The sequence below is a fragment of the Mesorhizobium sp. NPDC059025 genome, from assembly GCF_042739655.1.
Classification (GTDB): Bacteria; Pseudomonadota; Alphaproteobacteria; order Rhizobiales; family Rhizobiaceae; genus Mesorhizobium.
In genome coordinates, this window is record NZ_JBHYIM010000001.1 from 1 (window position 1) to 17,885 (window position 17,885).

A 17,885-nucleotide genomic window follows, 5' to 3' on the forward strand; every position below is an offset into this window, starting at 1 on the left:
GCGGCACGGACACGATCGTTGGCTGCGTTGCGCACATATTGCGACGAATTGATCAGCGCGGTCGTACCGGAGGCATGCACCTCACCAGACAGCTGCTCGAAGGCGGCGCGTGCCTCCTGCGTACTGGTTTGCCAGACGACCGCATCATAGACCGGGTTGCCGCCGCCCAGTGCCTGGATCGCCGCGGCCGCGGCCTGCTGGTTGATTGTCGTGCCGACGGTCGGAAACGCCACCGCGTTGCGGGCAATGTCCAGATAGACATTCTTCGGATCGTAGGCCAGCCCAAGGTCGATGAAGGGCATGTTCTGGGCCAGCGAGGCGAACGAGCCGATGACACCGCCATCCGCGGTCAGGATGGTGTAGCGGTGGCCGGGTTCATAATTGCCCGGCGCCTTGGTCAGGTTCACGGCCGCGCCCGCGATCGAGGCGGTTCCGCTCGCGGCTAACCGGTCGGATGCTCCCGAAGGATCGATCTCCAGCTCATAGGTCGAGCCGCCGGCGAGGGTGAGATTGCCGGTCACGGAAAGCGTGCCGATCGAGTTGCCGGGAGAGACTGAGGCCCCGTTGGCCACCACGAGATCGCCGACGGTGCCTTTGCCGGCAAGAGTGGCGTTTGCAGCGACAAAGACACTTCCCGTCAGACGCGCGTTTGCGTGGCCGTCGTCGCCGACAACCAGGCCGCCGCCATTGACCAGTGTCGGGCCGGCATAGGTGTTCTGGCCGTTCAGGATCAGGATCCCTTTACCCGTCTTGACCAGGCCGCCGGTGCCTTCGATGGTCCCAGCGAAGGAGCTGTTGCTGGCCTGATTGACGCTGAGCGAGGCGCTGCCAAGATCCAGTATGCCGCCGCGGCCGGACAATGATGACATCGACAGATTGAAATCGTTGAGATCCAGCCTGCCTGCATTGACGGTGTAGCCGGTGCCACCGACGAAGGCACCTGCGGTTCCTGCCTTGAGGACGCCGCCTTCGACAACTGTTCCGCCTGTGTAGCTGTTGGTGCTGGCGAGCACGAGCGTTCCGGCGCCCCGCTTGGTCAGGCTGCCTTGTCCCGATATTGCCTGGTCGACGGCGACGGCATTGCCGGCATCGGCAATGTCTATCCAGCCGTTCTGTTCAAGTACGACGGAACGATTGAGGTCGTTCATCGCCTGGCCGGCTATCCGCAGGCCGCCATTGGCCAGCCGAAGCCTGGCCGCCGAGCCGCCGAGGGCGGCGTCCTCATCGACGATGACGGTTCCGCCGTCGGTCACCAGCGTTTCGCCGATGAAGGAATGATCGTCGATGCAGTATTCCTTGATCGCCTGGCTGAAGCGGGCATCCTTGCTACCGCAGTCGAGCAGCGTCTTCTTCTCGGCGAGCGTCAGACCGGTAAGGATCGGATTGCCGTCGGCGTCGGCGATCTGGCCGAGATAGATGTCGTTGCGGTTGTTGTTCCGCGTTAGGTAGAATTCCTTGTTGCGCCCCTCGAAGTTGTAGGCCTCGGAGCCCCATACAAGCCGGGTCTTGGCCGTGCCGCCTTCGTCATAGCTCTGAAGTTGCGGCCCGACCCAGCGCAGTTCCTGCGCGACCGGCTCATGGTCCGAAAACGAATTGCCGTTCGGCAGTTGCGCCTTCTTGGCCAGATTGCCCGAATATTCGCCGGTGTCGGCGATCTCGGTCCATTTGGCGAAGGGACGCGACATCATCACGTGGTCGATGGTGACGCGATCCCAGCTTTCCCAGGTGTTGGTCTTGTCCTCGCCGTCGCTCGTCCAGGTCGCGCGCCCGTCTCCGACGCGGCTCGGCTGGAACTGCTCCCGGTTCCGCTCCAGCTGGAAGAGCTGATATTGCTTCTTCAGCACATTCATCGTCACCGGCAGGTTGGCGGCAACCGGATAGGTTTCATCGGCGAAGTTCAGCCCCTTCGATGCCATGTCCTTGGCGACGATTTCTTCCCACTGCCGCCAGCTCATCTGCGAGATGCTGGTGATGCCGGGGAACTCCGATCGATGACTGTTGAAGTAGCTGGTGATCACATTGCGGTACTTTGCCTGGCCGTTGCCCTCGACGGTCCGCATGTCATTGAAATAGTTGGTGAATGCCGTCTTCTGGCCTTGCGGCACATATTGCTGGGCAAGGGTTTTCCAAAGTGCGCTCGCACTGGGGTCGACCACTGTGCGCGCAAACAGCGTCGCCTGCTGTTCGGCGCGGTGCAGACCGCGCTCGGAGACGTCGCCGGCGTTGAAATCGCCGAGGATCACGGTCGGGATCGCGGTTCCGGCAGCGGCGGTGTTGAGTTCCTTTGCCTGTTTCAGGCGATTGGTGGGCTCGTCATAGTAGTTCATGTGAACGCTGTTGACGACGGTGTCGGGAAAGCCGTTGCCTGGGCTGATGCGCACGACATCGCCAGGCAGATTGGCGAAGGGGACAGTGGAGAAGATGCTGCCATTGCCTTTGCCGCCTTCGTCGGGGTTCTTTTGAGCAGGGAGGAAACCGGGCTGCTTACGCGGCACGAGGTTCATCGCGTCGATCGTGTTCTGCGAAAAGGCATCGACGAGGTTCTGGCCGTTGGCAACCTTGTTGTTGTTGTTCAGTTCGGGAAGGACGAACACGTCCGGAGCGACGGTCCGGATCAGCTCTTTCATGGCATCGGCGAAGACGAACTTGCCCGCCGCTTTCTGGATCGGATCCCACATCTTGGAGTTTTGTCCGACATTCCAGATGTTGAACGCCATGAACTTGACGGAGTGGTTGTTGGCTTGGGCCAATGCAGGCGACCACGTTGCCGCGGTGGCCAGGGTGACGACGCTGGCCGCAAGGCCGAGGCGTGATATCGCGTTTCTGTTGCCTGCACGTGTGTTGCTACGCATGGACGATCCCCTCTGTCTAAAATGTTACTTTTCCAACATTAGTCTCCGGATATGTCAGTTTGACAACATTACACATCAGTCGTGTGGGTTTGACAACATTCCGATTTTGGATGTCTTGAGTTGTCTCCAATCGAGGCTCACAACACGGGCCGGGGAGTGGGGCACGAGATTCGGATGAGCGTTGAAACCGCAGCGGGTGAGGGAAGCGGCAAGAAGGAAAGCCGGCAGGCATTCCTTCTGCGCTATATCCAGCAGAACCACTACATTTCGATCGACGAGATCACGCGGCTGTTTTCCGTGACGACACAGACCGCCCGGCGCGATGTCATGGCGCTGGAGCAGATGGGGCGAGTCAGGCGGCTGCATGGCGGCGCTGCCACCATAACGGCGATCGACCCCATAGCGCTGCGGCAAAGGCGGACTGAAAACGCCGCGCAGAAGGCCAAGGTGGCAGCGATCGTCGCCGACCTTGTTCCCGATGGGGCAGCCGTTTTCATCGATACCGGAACGACCTGCGAAGCGGTGGCGCAGGCCCTGATGTCGCGGCGCGATTTGCGGGTCGTCACCTACAGCCTGCGCGTCGCGACCATCTTGAGCGAAAATTCCAGTTTCTCCATCGCCGTGCCCGGCGGGTTCGTCCGCCCTGTCGACGGTGGCGTGTTCCAGGAGGACACGGCCGACTATGTTCGCCGCTTCAAGTTCGACCTGGCCATCATTTCGGTCAGCGGCATCGATGACGACGGCGATATCTGCGACGACGACCACGCCGAGGTAGCGGTTGTTTCCGCGGCACTGGCGCAATCCGGGCGCAAGATCCTGGCTGTCGACTCGAGCAAGTTCGGCAGGCGCGCGCTGGTCAGGCTCGGTTCGTTGCGGGATGTCGATATCCTGGTCACCGACTCCCTGCCGCAGACCCCACTGCTCGGCAAGGTGCGCGCCAGCGGGGTCGAAGTTCATACCTGAAGCTGGGCTTTGGCCAGTGCCTGTCGAGTATCGAACCTTTCGTGATGCCCCACCACGGCAGGCGTCAAACGGCATTGCCGGCGGGAAGCAGCGGCCGGCACTGGCCAAACTCATGGTTGCTGTCGTGCGCAAAAGTGCATCCGCAACACGATGTGCGCCGCGCGATTCGTATCGTCGGCTAGGCGCGCAGGGTCTCGCCGCTCCCCTGGTCAAAAAGATGCAGGCGCTCTTCCGTCGCGGTCAGGATGACTTCGTCACCGACACAGATACGCGCCGCTGACGGAACGATCGCGGTCACTTCGCCGGAGCCGAACGGCACTGAAATCAACGCCTCATTGCCATGAAACTCGGCAAGCGCGACCCTGCCGGAAAGCGCGATCGCGGCATTCTTCCCGCCGCCGAGCGAGAAATCAGCGGGGCGGATCCCAAGCACGGCCCGCATACCGTCCTGTGGCCTGAATGCATGACCCGAAATCAGGAAGCTCTGCTTTGCAGCTTCCAGTCGCCAGCCGTTGTTGCTTTTCCGTGCCGTGACATCCAGGAAGTTCATGGCCGGCGTGCCGATGAAACCGGCGACGAACTGTGTTCTCGGGCGTTCGTAGATCTCTTCCGGGCTCGCCACCTGCTCGATCTGCCCCGACCGCATCAGCACGATGCGGTCCGCCAGGGTCATGGCTTCCAGCTGGTCATGCGTCACATACACCGTGGTCGTCTTCAGGCTCTGGTGCAGCTTTGCGATTTCCACGCGCATGTGGTTGCGCAGCTTGGCATCCAGATTGGACAGCGGCTCGTCGAACAGGAACACCTTAGGGGTCTTGATCATCGCCCTGGCTATCGCCACGCGCTGCTGCTGTCCGCCCGACAGTTCGGAGGGCTTGCGATCCAGGTAGGGGTCGAGGCCCAGCGTCGCCGAGACAGATCGCACGCGCTGCTCGATCTCGTTGAAGGGCACCTTCAGTCGCCTCAGTCCGAACGCGATGTTGTCGAAGATGGTCATGTGCGGGTAGAGCGCATAATTCTGGAAGACCATGGCGATGCCGCGCTCGCGCGGCTCCACCTCGTTGACGACGCGCCCGTCGATGCAGAGCTCGCCGCCGCTGATCTGCTCCAGCCCGGCGAGTATGCGCAGCAGGGTCGATTTTCCGCAGCCCGACGGCCCGAGGAACACGACGAATTCGTGGTCGTTGATCTCCAGGTTGAAGTCCCGGATGACGGAGGTTGAGCCGTATGCCTTGGCAATGTGGGAGCAGACGATGGCCGACATCGCTAGGTCCTCTCTTCGTTCATGCGGATCTGCAGTTTGACGTCGCCGGGCAGGCCGCGGGCAGCCCGTTCGAATGCGAGGATGCTTCGCCCGAAATCGAACGTGTCGGTTATCAGCGGTTTCAGGTCGACCTTGCCGGAGGCGATGAGCTGCAAGGCTCGTTCGAAAATGTTTGCGTAGCGGAACACGGTCTCGATCCGAACTTCCTTGGAAATCGCCGCCGGCACGTCGACCGCGACGGGATCGACGGGAAGCCCCACCAGGACGATCGTGCCCCCGGGCCGCACCGGCCGGAAAATGTCGCTGAAGGCCTTGGGGTTGCCGCTTGCCTCGAAGACGATGTCGACGCCCCATCCATCCGTCTCGGCCGAAACGACGTCGGCGAGCGTTGCGTGGTTCAGGTCGACAGGAACGATACCGGGGTAGCGTCCGGCGATCTCCAGTTTCGGTGCACTGAAGTCGCTGATGTAGACCTTGCTGCAACCGCCGGCCAGGGCCGCCAGCGCCACCATGATGCCGATCGGGCCGCAACCGATCACCGCGGCTATGTCGCCGGGAACGATACGGGCCCGCGATGCCGCCTGCATGCCGATGGCGAACGGCTCGACCATGGCGCCTTCCGCGAACGAGACCCGGTCGGGCAGTCTGTAGGTGAAGGCGGCCGGATGGACGACCTGCGGTCGCAACACGCCGTGAATGGGAGGCGTTGCCCAGAACGTGACGTCGGGATCGACGTTGTAGATGCCGAGCTTGCTTGCCCGTGATGATAGATTGGGCACGCCGGGCTCCATGCAGACCCGGTCCCCGACTTTCAGGTTGGCCACTTCGGCTCCGATCTCGAGGACGACACCGGCGGCTTCATGGCCGAGCACCATGGGGCCGTGGACGACATAGTCTCCGATCCGGCCGTGGGTGTAATAGTGTACGTCCGAGCCGCAGACGCCGACGGTGTGGATTGCGATCCGCACGTCCTGCGGACCGAGTTTCTCAGGCACGTCGATCTCACGGAGTGCGAGCTGGTTCATCTTTTCCAGGACGAGGGCTTTCATGGCAGAGCTTTCAGATCAGGATTTCTTGCGGAACGCGGAGTTCAGGAACCCGCTGAGCACGCCTAGGAACAGCAGCGGGGGCAGGGAAAGCAGCACGACGGACGCATTGAGGATGCCCCAGGGCACGTTCATGCCCTGCTGGGAAAGTTCCGAGGCGACGATCGGCAAGGTCTTGGCATTGCCGCTGGAGAGCATCAGCGCGATCAGGAACTCGTTCCAGACCAGCACGAAGCTGAAGGCGATCGCGCCGACCAGCGCGCGGGAGGCCACCGGCAGCGACACGCGGAAGAACACCGCATAAGGCCCGTAGCCATCGACGAAAGCCGCCTCCTCGATCTCCGGCGGAATGCGCTGGAATGCCGGGATCGCCAGCCACATCGTGACTGAAATGGTAAGCAGCGAGTAGGTGATGGTCAGCGCAAGCAGCGTATCGTAGAGGCCGAGCTGCAGCCAGATGACCATGAGCGGGATCGCCACTGCCACCGGCGGCAGGAAGCGCAGTGACAGCACGAAGAACTGGATATCGGCCGACCATCGGTTGGGATAGCGTGCGACGGCATAGGCCGCCGGCAACCCGAGCACGAGGCCGACGACGACCGCGCTCCCGCAGACGATGATCGAGTTCGTCAGCCCGGCCAGCACGCTGTTGCGTTCCAGGATGTAGGCGACATTGTCCAGGGTTGGCGTGAACAGGAGTTTCGGCACCCTGGTGATGATGTCGACATTGTTCTTGAGCGCGTTGAGCCCGGTCCATATCAGCGGAAACACGGCCAGGAATGCCGTGAACGCCAGCACCAGCCGTGCAAGCAGGCGTGCAGGGCTCATCGTTGCACCCGCTTCCACAGCACCGTGAAGGTGACGCTTGTGACGATCATCATGATCACCGCCATCGATGAGGCGTAGGACACCTTGCCGGCCTCGATGAAGCCCTGGGAAAACGCGTACATATCCAGTGTTTCGGTTGCCACGCCGGGGCCGCCACGCGTCATCACATAGATGAGGTCGAATGAGCGCAGCGACTCGATCATCTTGACGAACATCAGGCTGATCAGCGGTGCCTTGAGCATAGGCAGCGCGACATAGGCCTGGATCTGCCACGGTCGCGCATAGTCGAGGCGGGCCGCTTCCAGCGGTTGGGGAGGCAGGGTCTCGAGCAGTTTGAGCACGATGACCGAGAAGAACAGCCCCCATTGCCAGACATCGACGGCAGCCACGGCAAACAGCGCCGTCGAAGCATCCGAGAGCGGATCGAAGATCCGGCCTGTCAGCGCGCGATAGGGATAGGTGGCGATGCCATACAGCGGGTGGAAGGCGAATTTCCAGACGAACGCCGCCGATACCCTGGGCAGCAGCACGGGAACGATGAACAGGATGCATAGCAGGTTGCGGGTGCGCGCCGATGTGTTCTCGAACATCAGCACGCCAAGCCCGATGGCCACGACCATTGTGGCCACCACGGTGACGACTTCCCACTTGAACGAGACCCACAGCGAATTCAGGAACCGCGCGTCTGAAAACAGCGCCGTGAAGTTGGCGAACCAGACGAAGCTGTGCGTCGTCGAACTGAGCTCCCGGTTCTGCAGGGAAATCAGGATGGCGTAGACGGTCGGTACCATCGCCAGGATGAGCAGTATCACCATGGTGGGTGCCAGGAATGCGGTGGGTAGCGACGATCGCTTCAGCATCACTCGACCTCAGGATAATCGGATCAGGTCACGGTGCGGCCCCCGGCGGGGGAGGTTGCCAGGGCCGCACCGCAAGCGCGAGCGAGCTATTTCTTGATCAGCTCGTCCGCATATGCCTTGAGTTCATCGAGGCTGCCCTTGACGTCGGTGCGGGTGCCGTTGACCAGTTCCTCCAGCAGGATGCCCCAGCGATCACCGAGATCCGGCCAGCGGCGATCCTGCCAGAAGTTGACGGCAGTCACCTTTCCTGTGTCAGCCATCGCCTTGCCGAGATCGGCGCCATAGATGTCGGCGAACTCCTTGCTGGAGAGGATGCTGGTGCGGTTGAGCTCGCCGAACTGATGCTCGTCGAGCCGGCGTTTCTCGTTCTCCTTGGACGTTGCCCAGGCGATGAACAGTCCGGCGCACCGCTTGGAAGCCTCGTCCGCGTTGGCCTTGGCCGCGATGGCGAGGCCGTGGCCATAACCGCCGCCGGGCAGCGGCGATGGTGGCGGCAGGAAACCGACCTTGCCGATCACCTGCGAGTATTTCGGATCGGTAGCCATGCCAGCCAGCGGGGTGGATTCGACCAGCAGCGCCACCTGGCCGGCCAGGAAGGCACCGGTGGACTCGTCCCAGCTGCCGGTCTGGGTGCCCGGAGGCGAATATTTGAACAGTTTGAGGTAGGTGTCGGTGGCCTTCAGCGCCGCCTCGGAATCGAACACCGGTTTGTCGCCGTCGAACCAGGCGCCGCCATATGCCTTGAAATACGGCATCCAGCGCCAGACATTGGCGCCCGAGCCGCGTGCCCCGCGCAAGGCGATGCCGTAGACACCCTTGTCGGGATCATTGAGTTTCTCGACCGCGGCCAGGAGTTCGTCGAGTGTCTTCGGAGGCTGCACGCCGGCTGCTTCGAGCAGGTCCTTGCGATAGACCATCAGGTCGCCGCCGCCGGTGAGGGGAGCGAACCAGATCTTGTCGGCAACGGTCGCGACCTTCTGCCGGCCGGGATCGAAATCGGCATAGTCGTAGTCCGCGGGATAGTAGTCCGTAAGGGGCACGATCCAGCCGGATGATGAGAACAGCGCCACGTTGGCTTCATCGACGTAATAGACATTGTAGTTGCCGACGGTGGATGCATCGGCGCGCGACTTTGCCCGGCGGTCGTTCTCGTTGAGATAGTCGATCTGGAACGTGGTGCCGCTGAGGTTCTTGAATTCGTCTTCGTATTTTTCAAGAAGGGTCAGACCGTCGCGTGGCTGCGCCAGTACCTTGATGGGCTTTTCGCAGGATTTCTCCTGCGCGGCGACCACAGTTGAAGTCGCTGTCAGAAAAAGACAAGCGTATGCGATGCTCGAAGCGAGCTTTCTCGAAGCCATATTTTCCTCCCAGGCAGATTGTATTTGGATGATGCCGCCCTCGATGGCATCTCCACTTGGCGTCCCCCGAATTCGGGTGTGACGCCGATATGCATGCTAGCAGTTGCTGGCCGGGGCTCTAGCGCTCCTGCTGCATGATTCCTGTACTTTCATGCAAGATGGCCGCACGTTTGCAGCGTTTTTGCGTTGCACAATGGATCAAAAGTCCGTTTGCGCCCGGTTACACGTCGCGCTTCGAAAGGCGATGCGAAGCCATCTTGCGGTACTGGGAAGGCGTCATGTGATGCTGGCGCAAGAACGTCCGATTGAAGTTCGAGATGTTCAGGTAACCGACCTCGAAGCAGATCTCGGTGACGGGCATGTCCGACTGCGCCAGCAGCTGGGTGGCTTTCCAGATGCGCAGCTTGTTGATGTGATCGGTGAAGGTGTGGCCGCTGTTTCTCTTGAAGAAGCGGGAAAAGGAGCTCTCGCTCATTCCGGCCAGCGCGGCCATGTCGGGCAGGCGGATTTCGTGGCCGATATTGGCCAGGATGTGGGAGAACACCCGCTGCAGCGTGTCGGCCGAACCGTATTCGAGGTCGGGCGAGAACGTCTGTGACGACAGGACATGGTATTCGTGCGACCGTTGCAGCACGTCGAGCAGGCCGAGGAATGCGGAAAGCTTGGCGATGCCCGACAATGGTTCCATGTCATGGATCATCCTGGTGGCGCGCTCACGGGTGCCGGAATGGAAGCTGAGACCGCGCTCCGCTCTTTTCAGGAATTCCGCGCAGTTTCCCAGTTCCGGCAGCAGGGTGGCTGCGTCGCGCAGCTTGTCCGGGTGGAACTGGATGACGATATCCCGGCCTTCGATGAGCTCGCCCGGCTGCACCTGCGTGACCCAGTCGTGTGGAAGATTGCTGCCGACGACGGTCAGTTCGCCTGGGCCGAATTCGCCGATGTGATCACCGACCAGCAGCAGGCCCGACGCGTTGGTGATCAGATGGATCTCGATCTCGGGATGGAAGTTCCAGACATTCCGCACCCAGGGATAGTCATCCTTGCGCCAGAGGAAGGTTTCGTCGGCGCTTGTGAGCACGTATTCGAAAGAGGCCTGGCCGGCCAGTCGCATCGTCAGTTCCCGGTTCTCGTGGTTGGCTGCTGCTTGTGGTTCGGTGATGCGTCCTTTGAACACGAAAAGGACTGTCGTCGTTTTGTGCGGCCCTTGTCCAGCCCGCACCCGCGATTGCCGGGAAAGGGCAGCCAGACGGGCGTCGCGCAAATTCAATCAACGCTTGCTGTTAAAATATGAGTAATGTACTCATGAATCTTCGACAATCTCATCCCTGATGCCGAAGGATGGGGGCAGGTTTGAACTTCCGCCCGAAAATGCACGCCATGGTCCACGGTTTTGCCGTGGTCGACAATCTGAAATGGCGCGCCTGGGACGACGTGGTGGCCGATGTCTGGCGCGCCCAGTGCGCGCAGGACGCACAGGGCGACTATGTCTCTCCCGATCCGCGCCTGTTCGTCATGCTTGATCTGAACCCCGGAGGCGTCTTCGTGTTCGATCATCCGGGCGCGGGAACGGCCGGTCGTCATGACGCCGCCGAAACCATGAGCTACGTGCCGGCCGGCATGCCGATGAGTGGCCGTGGCGAGCGGCTGAGGCGGATCAAGCATCTCGATCTGCATTTTTCGGAAGCCGCCGTGACGCGGCGTTTCGGCCGGACCGTCGACCAGGCGCGCCTGTCGACGCCGCGTTTCCAGTTCAGTGATCCGCGGATGGGGCCGCTGGCCCGGGCCATCGCCGACGAATGCACCAACCCGGTCGCGATGCACGGCCTGTTCGGTGCCGGCCTGATCAATGCGCTGCTGGCACTGCTTTTCGACATCCGGGGCGAGGAGGGGCAGCGCAGGTCCGGCCTGTCGCGCAGCCAGCTGCGGCTGGTCACCGAGTTCATCGAAAACAACTGCTTCAGGCCGATCCGGCTCAGCGAGCTGGCCGATCTGGTGCAACTGTCGGAAACGCATCTGAGTCACGCTTTCAAGGCCTCGACCGGGCTGCCGCCGCATCGCTGGCAGATGAAGGCGCGTATCCGCAAGGTTCAGGAAAAACTGCGTCGCGAATCGCTGACCTTGAGCGAGGTGGCGCTGGCGGCGGGTTTTTCCGACCAGGCCCATTTCACGCGCGTATTCAAGGCGGTGGTGGGTCTGACGCCAGCCGAATGGCGCCGCAATGCCGCGCACCAGTGACCGCTGTTCAGGCCGCCTGTTTTTCAGTCAGGAATCGACAATTCACCGCAAGAAGGTCCAAGCCACCGCAAGATAAGATGAGTTATTAACTCAACTTAATAGCTCAACCGAATTGAAAGCCCTTTCCAGTGCGAAAGGCGAGGTGGCGTGGGAGTCTGCATGGCACGTATTCAACTTACATTGCTCGGCGCTTCGGGTTTGGCGGTTGTCGCCTCGTTGGGGCCGGTTCTTGCCCAGCAATCCACCCAGCTGGAAAAGATCGTGCTCCAGGGCGAGGGCGGCGAACAGACAGGGGGCCGTTCGGCTGCCGTCGGCAAGGTCAAGGGCGTCGTCGCCAAGGCCACCACGACCGGATCAAAGACTGCCACCGATATCAAGGAAATCCCGCAGTCGGTATCCGTAATCGGCCGGGAGGAGATCGACGAGCAGGGCGCGCAGAAGGCCGACGAGGCGCTGCGTTACACCGCAGGCGTGTTCGCGCAGCCCTTCGGGCCGGACAGCGACACCAACTGGATGTTCATCCGCGGCTTCCAGGCCACGGCGACCGGAACCTACATGGATGGCCTGCAGCTGTTCAGCCATGCCTTCGGCGGGTTCTATGTCGATCCGTTCAGCCTCGAGCGCATTGAGGTTCTGAAGGGGCCGGCCTCCGTGCTCTACGGCGGCTCGAATCCAGGCGGCGTCATCAACTATGTCAGCAAGCGTCCCGATTTCGAGACACGGCGTTATGTCGAGACAGGCATCAACGATGCCGGCAACGCCTATCTCGGTGTCGATCTCGGCGGCATTTCAGCCAACAATGTGCTGAGCTACCGGGTGCTCGGCAAGATTGCCGGCGGCAATACCTATTCCGATCTCCAGGACGGCTGGCGCGGCTTCATCTCGCCGAGCCTGACATGGAAGCCGGACGAGCAGACCAGCCTGACCATCCTGGCCAACTACAGCCATATCGACGAGACCCACAATGGCGGCTCCTTCCTGCCCTATCAGGGTACCGTCGTCGACCGCATCGTCGGCGGGATCAATTATGGCCGCATCCCGCGCGACGCCAACTACACCGAGCCGGATGTCGATACCTACCAGCGCCGGCAGGGCGCGCTGGGCTACGAGTTCGAGCATACCTTCGACAGCGACTGGACGATCCGCTCCAACGCCCGCTTCAACGCGGCAAACGTCAAGGAGGTCAGCATCTATCCGAATGGATGGGCGGGGCCGACCACGCTCGACCGCATCAATTTCGGTCATGACTCGGATGTCACTTCATTCCTGCTCGACAACCAGGTCGAGGGCATGTTCGATACCGGCGCTATCGAACATCGGCTGCTGGCGGGCATCGACTACAAATTCTATAACATCGACCAGGTGCAATCGTCGGCGCTGTTCGGCACGACGCCGCCCATCGACGCCTTCAATCCGGTCTACGGCGTCGGGCTGACGCCAAGGGTCAGCTATCTCAATCAGGATCTAAGCCAGCAGCAGCTGGGCCTCTATGTGCAGGACCAGCTGCGCTTCGGCGGCGGCTGGATCGCCACCCTAAACGGCCGTTACGACCGCGGCTGGCTGAGTGTGCATGACCGGCCGAACTTCTATGCGCCGACGCTGGACGCCACCCAGAAACGCAGCGACGGCTCTTTCTCGGGGCGCGCCGGTCTCGCCTATAAATTCGACAACGGGCTGACGCCCTATGCCAGCGTGGCTACCTTCTTCAATCCGCTCATCGGTACCAATGCCTCGGGCAAGCTGTTCGAGCCGGAAGATGGCATCCAGTACGAAGCCGGCATCAAATACGCGCCGACCTTCGTCGACGGCCTGTTCACGCTGTCGGTGTTCGACCTGACCCGGCGCAACGTGCAGTCCAACCTGACGCCTTTCACCTATGTCCAAACCGGCGAAGTGCGCTCGCGTGGCGTCGAACTGGAAGGCAAGGTCAATGTCACCGAGGATCTTAAGGTCACCGCGGCGCTGACCGCTTACAACATCGAGGTCACCAAGGACGAGGATCCGACCATCATCGGCAAGCGGCCTTTCATCGTGCCGGAGGTGATGGCCTCGGCCAAGGCCGACTACACTTTCCGCGGCGGCTGGTATGACGGCATTTCCGTCGGCGGCGGCCTGCGTTATGTCGGCTCGTCCTGGGCCGACAGCCAGAACACGCTGAAGGTTCCGGCCGCGACCCTGGTCGATCTGAAGCTCGGCTATGAGAAGGACAATTGGGGTATAGACCTCAATGTGACCAATGTGTTCGACAAGGCCTACGTGTCGAGCTGCCAGGGCGCCCTGGTCTGCAGCTACGGCGAGGGCCGCGCCTTCAAGCTGAAGGCGCATACAAGCTGGTAGTCGCCGGAGGCGACTGCCGCCGTTATGGGGAATGACGTCATGGATGCAGCAAACAATGCCGACCTGCATCTCTACGATGTCGACGGCGTCTCCTTTGCTGCCGGCGGACGCACCATCCTGTCCCCGCTCAGCATGACGCTTCAGCCCGGGCGTTTCTACGGCCTGGTCGGACCGAACGGGTCGGGCAAGAGCACGCTGCTGAAACTTCTGGCGCGCCAGCAGGATCCGGCCGCAGGCTCGATCCGGCTTTCAGGCAGGCCGCTGGAAACCTACGGCACCCGCGATTTCGCCCGCTGCGTCGCCTACATGCCGCAGTTCACGCCGCCGGCGGAAGGCATGAATGTGCGTGAACTGGCCAGCCTCGGCCGCTTTCCATGGCATGGTGCACTGGGTCGTTTCGGCGCCGATGACGAGGACAAGGTCACCCGCGCCCTGGCGCAGACGTCGCTCACCGCCCTTGCCGAACGCATGGTCGACAGCCTGTCGGGTGGAGAGAGGCAGCGCGCCTGGCTCGCCATGATGCTGGCGCAGGACACACGCTGCCTTCTGCTCGACGAGCCGACCTCGGCGCTCGACCTCGCGCATCAGGTTGAGATCCTGGCGCTGGTGCGCGAACTCAGCCGCAGGCAGGGTCTCGCCGTGGTTGCAGTGTTGCACGACATCAACATGGCGGCATCGTTCTGCGACGAGCTGATCGCACTGCGCGAAGGCCGGATCGTCGCACGCGGCACGCCCGAGCTGATCCTGGAGCCCGCGATGCTGGACAGCATCTATGGTTTGGCGATGGGCATAACCAGGCATCCGCAAACCGGTGCGCCGATCAGCTATGTCCTCTAGACGCGATGGCCAATCGGCAGGCGTGTCAGCTTTGCCCTGTCTCGACAGGCGAGCTTTCCTGGCCCTGGCCACCTCGGCCCTGTTGCCGCAACCGGCATCCGCGGCACAGCCGCGCATCGCCGTCATCGACTGGGGGCTGCTTGAAACGGCGCTGGCGATCGGTGCCGTGCCGGCCGCCGCGACGGAGCTGAAGCAGTTTGCCCGCATCGCCGTGGAACCGGCGGTGCCGGCAGGCGTCGTCGATCTCGGCCTGAGGGGTTCACCGAACTACGAGCTGCTGCGCGCAATCGCCCCCGACCTGATCCTGATATCCGGCTTCTATGAATATCAGCGCCCCTCGCTGGAGCGCATCGCTCCGGTGCTGGCGTTGCCGATCTATGAAGCCGGCAAGCCGCCTTACCCGCTGGCGCAGTTATCGACACTGGCACTCGGCGAACGCGTCGGGCTCAGGCCCCAGGCCGAGCGCTATGTCGCCGAGACGACCACGGAACTGGAGAGGCGGCGCCTGGTCCTGCGGTCTTTCGCGTCACGTCCCGCCTTTCTGATCAGCCTCGGTGATGCCCGCCATTTCCGCGCCTTCGGTGCGGACTCCATGCCGGGCGACGTACTGGCGCGGCTGGGCATCGGCAACGCCTGGAAGGATGACACCAGTTACAGCGCGGCGGCGCCGGTCGGCATCGAGGCGCTTGCCCGCGTCCCGGAAGCCTCGATCATCGTCCTTGCGCCTCTGCCGGCGGAGGTCAGCCGCGGTCTGCCCGACAATGCGCTGTGGAACGCCCTGCCAGCTGTCCGCGAAGGGCGTGTCGCGGTGCTCGATCCGGTCAACCATTTTGGCGGCCTGCCATCGGCGCGGCGCTTCGCGCGTCTGCTGGCCGATGCCACGGCACGGGGGCCGGATCATGGCTAGCCGCGTGCCAATACCGATCCTGCTGTGGGGCGGGCTCGGGCTTTTCGCCTGCGCGCTCTTCGGCCGGAAGGTCGCGGCGCAGTGGTCCGGGCTGCACTCGGGGCAGGCTGTGGATCTCGATCGCGTCATCCTGTTCTACAGCCTGCTGCCACGGGCTGCGGTTGCTTTGCTTGCCGGCGCGGCGCTCGGGCTTTCAGGCCTGCTGCTGCAGCGCATATTGCGCAATCCGCTGGCCGAGCCTTCGACGCTGGGCATCTCGGCCGGTGCGCAACTGGCCCTGGCGCTGGCAACGCTCTACGCTCCCGCCCTGATCGAGCATTCGTCCGCCGGGGTGGCCTTTGCCGGTGGTACGCTCGCCGTAGCGCTGATCCTTGCCCTGACCTGGCGGCGCGGGCTTGAACCTGTCTCGGTCGTGCTGGCCGGCATGATGGTGGCACTGACTGCCAATGCCGCCGGTGCCGCGCTGATCCTGGCCAATGGCGACTATCTGTTTTCGCTGTTCATCTGGGGCGGCGGCTCGCTCGTCCAGCAGGGCTGGGATCCCGCCATCGCCATCGGCTGGCGGCTTGCCGTCGGCCTTGCCGCGGCCGTTCTGCTCATGCGGCCACTTGCCATTCTCGGCCTCGATGATGTCGCGGCGAGGGGCCTTGGTCTGTCGTTGAATGGCAGCCGCTTCCTGCTGATCGCGCTGGCGGTCTGGCTGGCGACAACCGTCGTGGCGGAAGTCGGCATCATCGGCTTCGTCGGTCTCGCCGCACCGGTGCTGGCCACCCTGTCCGGCGCCCGTTCGCTGAAGCAGAAGCTGATCGCCGCTCCGCTGATCGGCGCCGCGCTGCTTTGGCTGACGGACGGCCTGGTGCAACTCGCTGCCGGGGCCGGCGGCGAAAGGGTGCCGACAGGTGCCGCGACCGCCTTGCTGGGCGGGCCGCTGCTGCTCTGGTTGTTGCCACGCCTGCGCCTTTTCGAATGGCCTGCGCTCGATCGGCCCGCGCACACGGCACGCCGTGCTGTCCGCCCCTGGTTCCGCGTCGCCATGCTTGGCATGGCTGGCGTCATCGCGCTGGCCGTTGCGCTGCTGCTCGGCCAGGGACCGCACGGATGGTCGCTCGCCGGCGGTGACCTGCTGGCCGATCTGGTGGCGTGGCGACTGCCGCGCGTCGTCGTCGCAGCGGCCTGCGGCGGCATGCTCGCCGCCGCAGGCGTCGTCATCCAGCGCGTGACTTCCAACCCGCTGGCGAGCCCTGAGGTGCTGGGCATCGGCGCCGGCGCCGGTGCCGGGCTGGCGGCTGTCCTGCTGTTCATGGCAAGCGCGGGGCTCGGCTGGCAACTGGCGGGCTCAACTGCCGGGGCACTCCTGGCGCTCGCGATGATCCTGGTCATCGCCGCGCGCGGCAATCTCGGCCCCGAACGGCTCCTGTTCGCCGGCATCGCCATGAATGCGCTGTGCAGCGCCGTGCTTGCCGCCGTCATCGCTCTCGGCAACGCGCAGTCCTACAGGCTGCTCGGATGGTTGACCGGCTCCACCATCCAGGCGACCGGGGTGGAGGCGTCGATCGCCGTCTTCGGTCTTGTCCTGATCACAACCCCGCTGCTGCTCGCTGCCCGCTGGCTGGCGATCCTGCCCTTCGGGCCCAATACCGCGCTTGCTCTCGGGCTCTCGGTTCGCCTGGCGCGCAACACGCTGATCCTGCTCGCTGCCTTCGCCAGTGCCGTCGCTGCCCAGTTCGTCGGTCCGCTCAGCTTCGTCGGCCTGATCGCGCCGCACCTGGCCCGCATGATCGGCCTGGATCGACCCCGCCCGCAACTGGCCGGCGCCGTCATCCTCGGCGCGCTGTTGATGATGCTGTCGGACTGGCTGTCGCGGATGCTCTTCTTCCCCTACCAGCTCCCCGTCGGCCTGTTCGCCTCGCTGCTGGGTGGGGTGTATCTGACCGTCCTGCTGGGCAGAGGCGTCCCGCGGCGCGGCTGACCCTGGAGATTGGTGCCCGCCTGGCACTTTTGTAGGCGACATGCCACCAGGCGGGCTGCTTCCCCGTCGATGTGCACCTTGAGCGTCGAAGCACGGCGAACATACGTGCTTTGGCGGAAAGGGGTACTGGGTGTTTGGAATTTTTTTGTGTTGGTAAACAGATATAGGCTATGCTGGAGCGTCGATTATTGATCGTGTGAAGTAAATTTTGAATTTACCACGATTCCTTAAGTAAGTTGTCGAAACGATCTGTACCAAAATATTTCTGTTTGTGTATCAGTTTACGGGCAAATGGTCGCCTTTCTGATAACAAAGCGCCTTCCTTCGCAGGAAAATTTATCCAGTTCTCGTCCACATCAGGCGCAACAAATTAAAACCATCGGAGCGTGGCCTTTCGATTCGCGCGGCGATAGTCGCACCATGCGTACT

General features: G+C 62.8%; 13 protein-coding genes. 6 read left to right on the top strand and 7 right to left on the bottom strand.

Features of this window, described 5'->3' with window-relative positions:
* Positions 1-2,852: autotransporter-associated beta strand repeat-containing protein (locus tag ACFWYE_RS00005; RefSeq protein WP_379108832.1), on the bottom strand; the 2,852-nt coding region annotated here is incomplete at its 3' end.
* A 174-nt stretch (positions 2,853-3,026) separates the two neighbouring features.
* Here ACFWYE_RS00005 and ACFWYE_RS00010 point away from each other — a divergent pair.
* Positions 3,027-3,815: a DeoR/GlpR family DNA-binding transcription regulator gene (locus ACFWYE_RS00010; protein WP_379108834.1), complete on the top strand. Its 789-nt coding sequence runs from the start codon at positions 3,027-3,029 to the stop codon at positions 3,813-3,815.
* Between the two features lie 178 nt (positions 3,816-3,993).
* Here the strand turns inward: ACFWYE_RS00010 and ACFWYE_RS00015 are convergent, their stop codons facing one another.
* From ACFWYE_RS00015 to ACFWYE_RS00040, 6 genes are all read right to left on the bottom strand, one after another.
* Entirely contained in the window at positions 3,994-5,079 is a 1,086-nt protein-coding gene (locus ACFWYE_RS00015) for an ABC transporter ATP-binding protein (protein WP_379108835.1), read from the bottom strand.
* 2 nt (positions 5,080-5,081) lie between these two features.
* Positions 5,082-6,128 carry an NAD(P)-dependent alcohol dehydrogenase gene (locus tag ACFWYE_RS00020; protein ID WP_379108836.1) on the bottom strand — a complete coding sequence of 349 codons (1,047 nt, stop codon included), beginning with the start codon at positions 6,126-6,128 and terminating at the stop codon, positions 5,082-5,084.
* Between the two features lie 15 nt (positions 6,129-6,143).
* The gene (locus tag ACFWYE_RS00025) at positions 6,144-6,953 is read right to left on the bottom strand and encodes a carbohydrate ABC transporter permease (RefSeq protein WP_379069111.1); all 810 of its coding nucleotides are present in this window, start codon (positions 6,951-6,953) and stop codon (positions 6,144-6,146) included.
* Positions 6,950-7,813 (bottom strand): carbohydrate ABC transporter permease, encoded by an 864-nt coding sequence (locus ACFWYE_RS00030; RefSeq protein WP_379069114.1) that lies wholly within the window; start codon positions 7,811-7,813, stop codon positions 6,950-6,952. The genes ACFWYE_RS00025 and ACFWYE_RS00030 overlap by 4 nt, the downstream gene beginning before the upstream one ends.
* A gap of 86 nt (positions 7,814-7,899) precedes the next feature.
* The gene (locus tag ACFWYE_RS00035) at positions 7,900-9,171 is read right to left on the bottom strand and encodes an ABC transporter substrate-binding protein (RefSeq protein WP_379108838.1); all 1,272 of its coding nucleotides are present in this window, start codon (positions 9,169-9,171) and stop codon (positions 7,900-7,902) included.
* 220 nt (positions 9,172-9,391) lie between these two features.
* Positions 9,392-10,345, bottom strand: a complete 954-nt coding sequence (locus tag ACFWYE_RS00040) for a helix-turn-helix domain-containing protein (RefSeq protein WP_379069117.1) — start codon at positions 10,343-10,345, stop codon at positions 9,392-9,394.
* 203 nt (positions 10,346-10,548) lie between these two features.
* On the opposite strand from ACFWYE_RS00040, the gene ACFWYE_RS00045 reads away from it, so the two are divergent.
* The 5 genes from ACFWYE_RS00045 to fhuB all read left to right on the top strand — a co-directional run bounded on the left by ACFWYE_RS00045 (position 10,549) and on the right by fhuB (position 17,456).
* Complete coding sequence (locus ACFWYE_RS00045) at positions 10,549-11,406, top strand: helix-turn-helix domain-containing protein (RefSeq protein ID WP_379108839.1); 858 nt, start codon at positions 10,549-10,551, stop codon at positions 11,404-11,406.
* Positions 11,407-11,565: 159 nt separating this feature from the next.
* Positions 11,566-13,743, top strand: coding sequence for a TonB-dependent siderophore receptor (locus ACFWYE_RS00050; RefSeq protein ID WP_379108841.1), 2,178 nt, complete (start codon positions 11,566-11,568; stop codon positions 13,741-13,743).
* 39 nt (positions 13,744-13,782) lie between these two features.
* A complete protein-coding gene (locus ACFWYE_RS00055; RefSeq protein ID WP_379108842.1) occupies positions 13,783-14,580 on the top strand; it encodes an ATP-binding cassette domain-containing protein in 798 nt (265 codons plus the stop codon).
* Positions 14,570-15,487 (top strand): ABC transporter substrate-binding protein, encoded by a 918-nt coding sequence (locus ACFWYE_RS00060; RefSeq protein ID WP_379108844.1) that lies wholly within the window; start codon positions 14,570-14,572, stop codon positions 15,485-15,487. Before ACFWYE_RS00055 ends, ACFWYE_RS00060 begins: the two co-directional genes overlap by 11 nt.
* Entirely contained in the window at positions 15,480-17,456 is a 1,977-nt protein-coding gene (gene fhuB / locus ACFWYE_RS00065; RefSeq protein ID WP_379108845.1) for a Fe(3+)-hydroxamate ABC transporter permease FhuB, read from the top strand. The genes ACFWYE_RS00060 and fhuB overlap by 8 nt, the downstream gene beginning before the upstream one ends.
* Positions 17,457-17,885: the final 429 nt, after the last annotated feature.

Coding starts and splice junctions, on each gene's coding strand:
- ACFWYE_RS00010 (WP_379108834.1), top strand. CDS start 3,027: ATGAGCGTTGAAACCGCAGCGGGTGAGGGAAGCGGCAAGAAGGAAAGC.
- ACFWYE_RS00015 (WP_379108835.1), bottom strand. CDS start 5,079: ATGTCGGCCATCGTCTGCTCCCACATTGCCAAGGCATACGGCTCAACC.
- ACFWYE_RS00020 (WP_379108836.1), bottom strand. CDS start 6,128: ATGAAAGCCCTCGTCCTGGAAAAGATGAACCAGCTCGCACTCCGTGAG.
- ACFWYE_RS00025 (WP_379069111.1), bottom strand. CDS start 6,953: ATGAGCCCTGCACGCCTGCTTGCACGGCTGGTGCTGGCGTTCACGGCA.
- ACFWYE_RS00030 (WP_379069114.1), bottom strand. CDS start 7,813: ATGCTGAAGCGATCGTCGCTACCCACCGCATTCCTGGCACCCACCATG.
- ACFWYE_RS00035 (WP_379108838.1), bottom strand. CDS start 9,171: ATGGCTTCGAGAAAGCTCGCTTCGAGCATCGCATACGCTTGTCTTTTT.
- ACFWYE_RS00045 (WP_379108839.1), top strand. CDS start 10,549: ATGGTCCACGGTTTTGCCGTGGTCGACAATCTGAAATGGCGCGCCTGG.
- ACFWYE_RS00050 (WP_379108841.1), top strand. CDS start 11,566: ATGGCACGTATTCAACTTACATTGCTCGGCGCTTCGGGTTTGGCGGTT.
- ACFWYE_RS00055 (WP_379108842.1), top strand. CDS start 13,783: ATGGATGCAGCAAACAATGCCGACCTGCATCTCTACGATGTCGACGGC.
- ACFWYE_RS00060 (WP_379108844.1), top strand. CDS start 14,570: ATGTCCTCTAGACGCGATGGCCAATCGGCAGGCGTGTCAGCTTTGCCC.
- fhuB (WP_379108845.1), top strand. CDS start 15,480: ATGGCTAGCCGCGTGCCAATACCGATCCTGCTGTGGGGCGGGCTCGGG.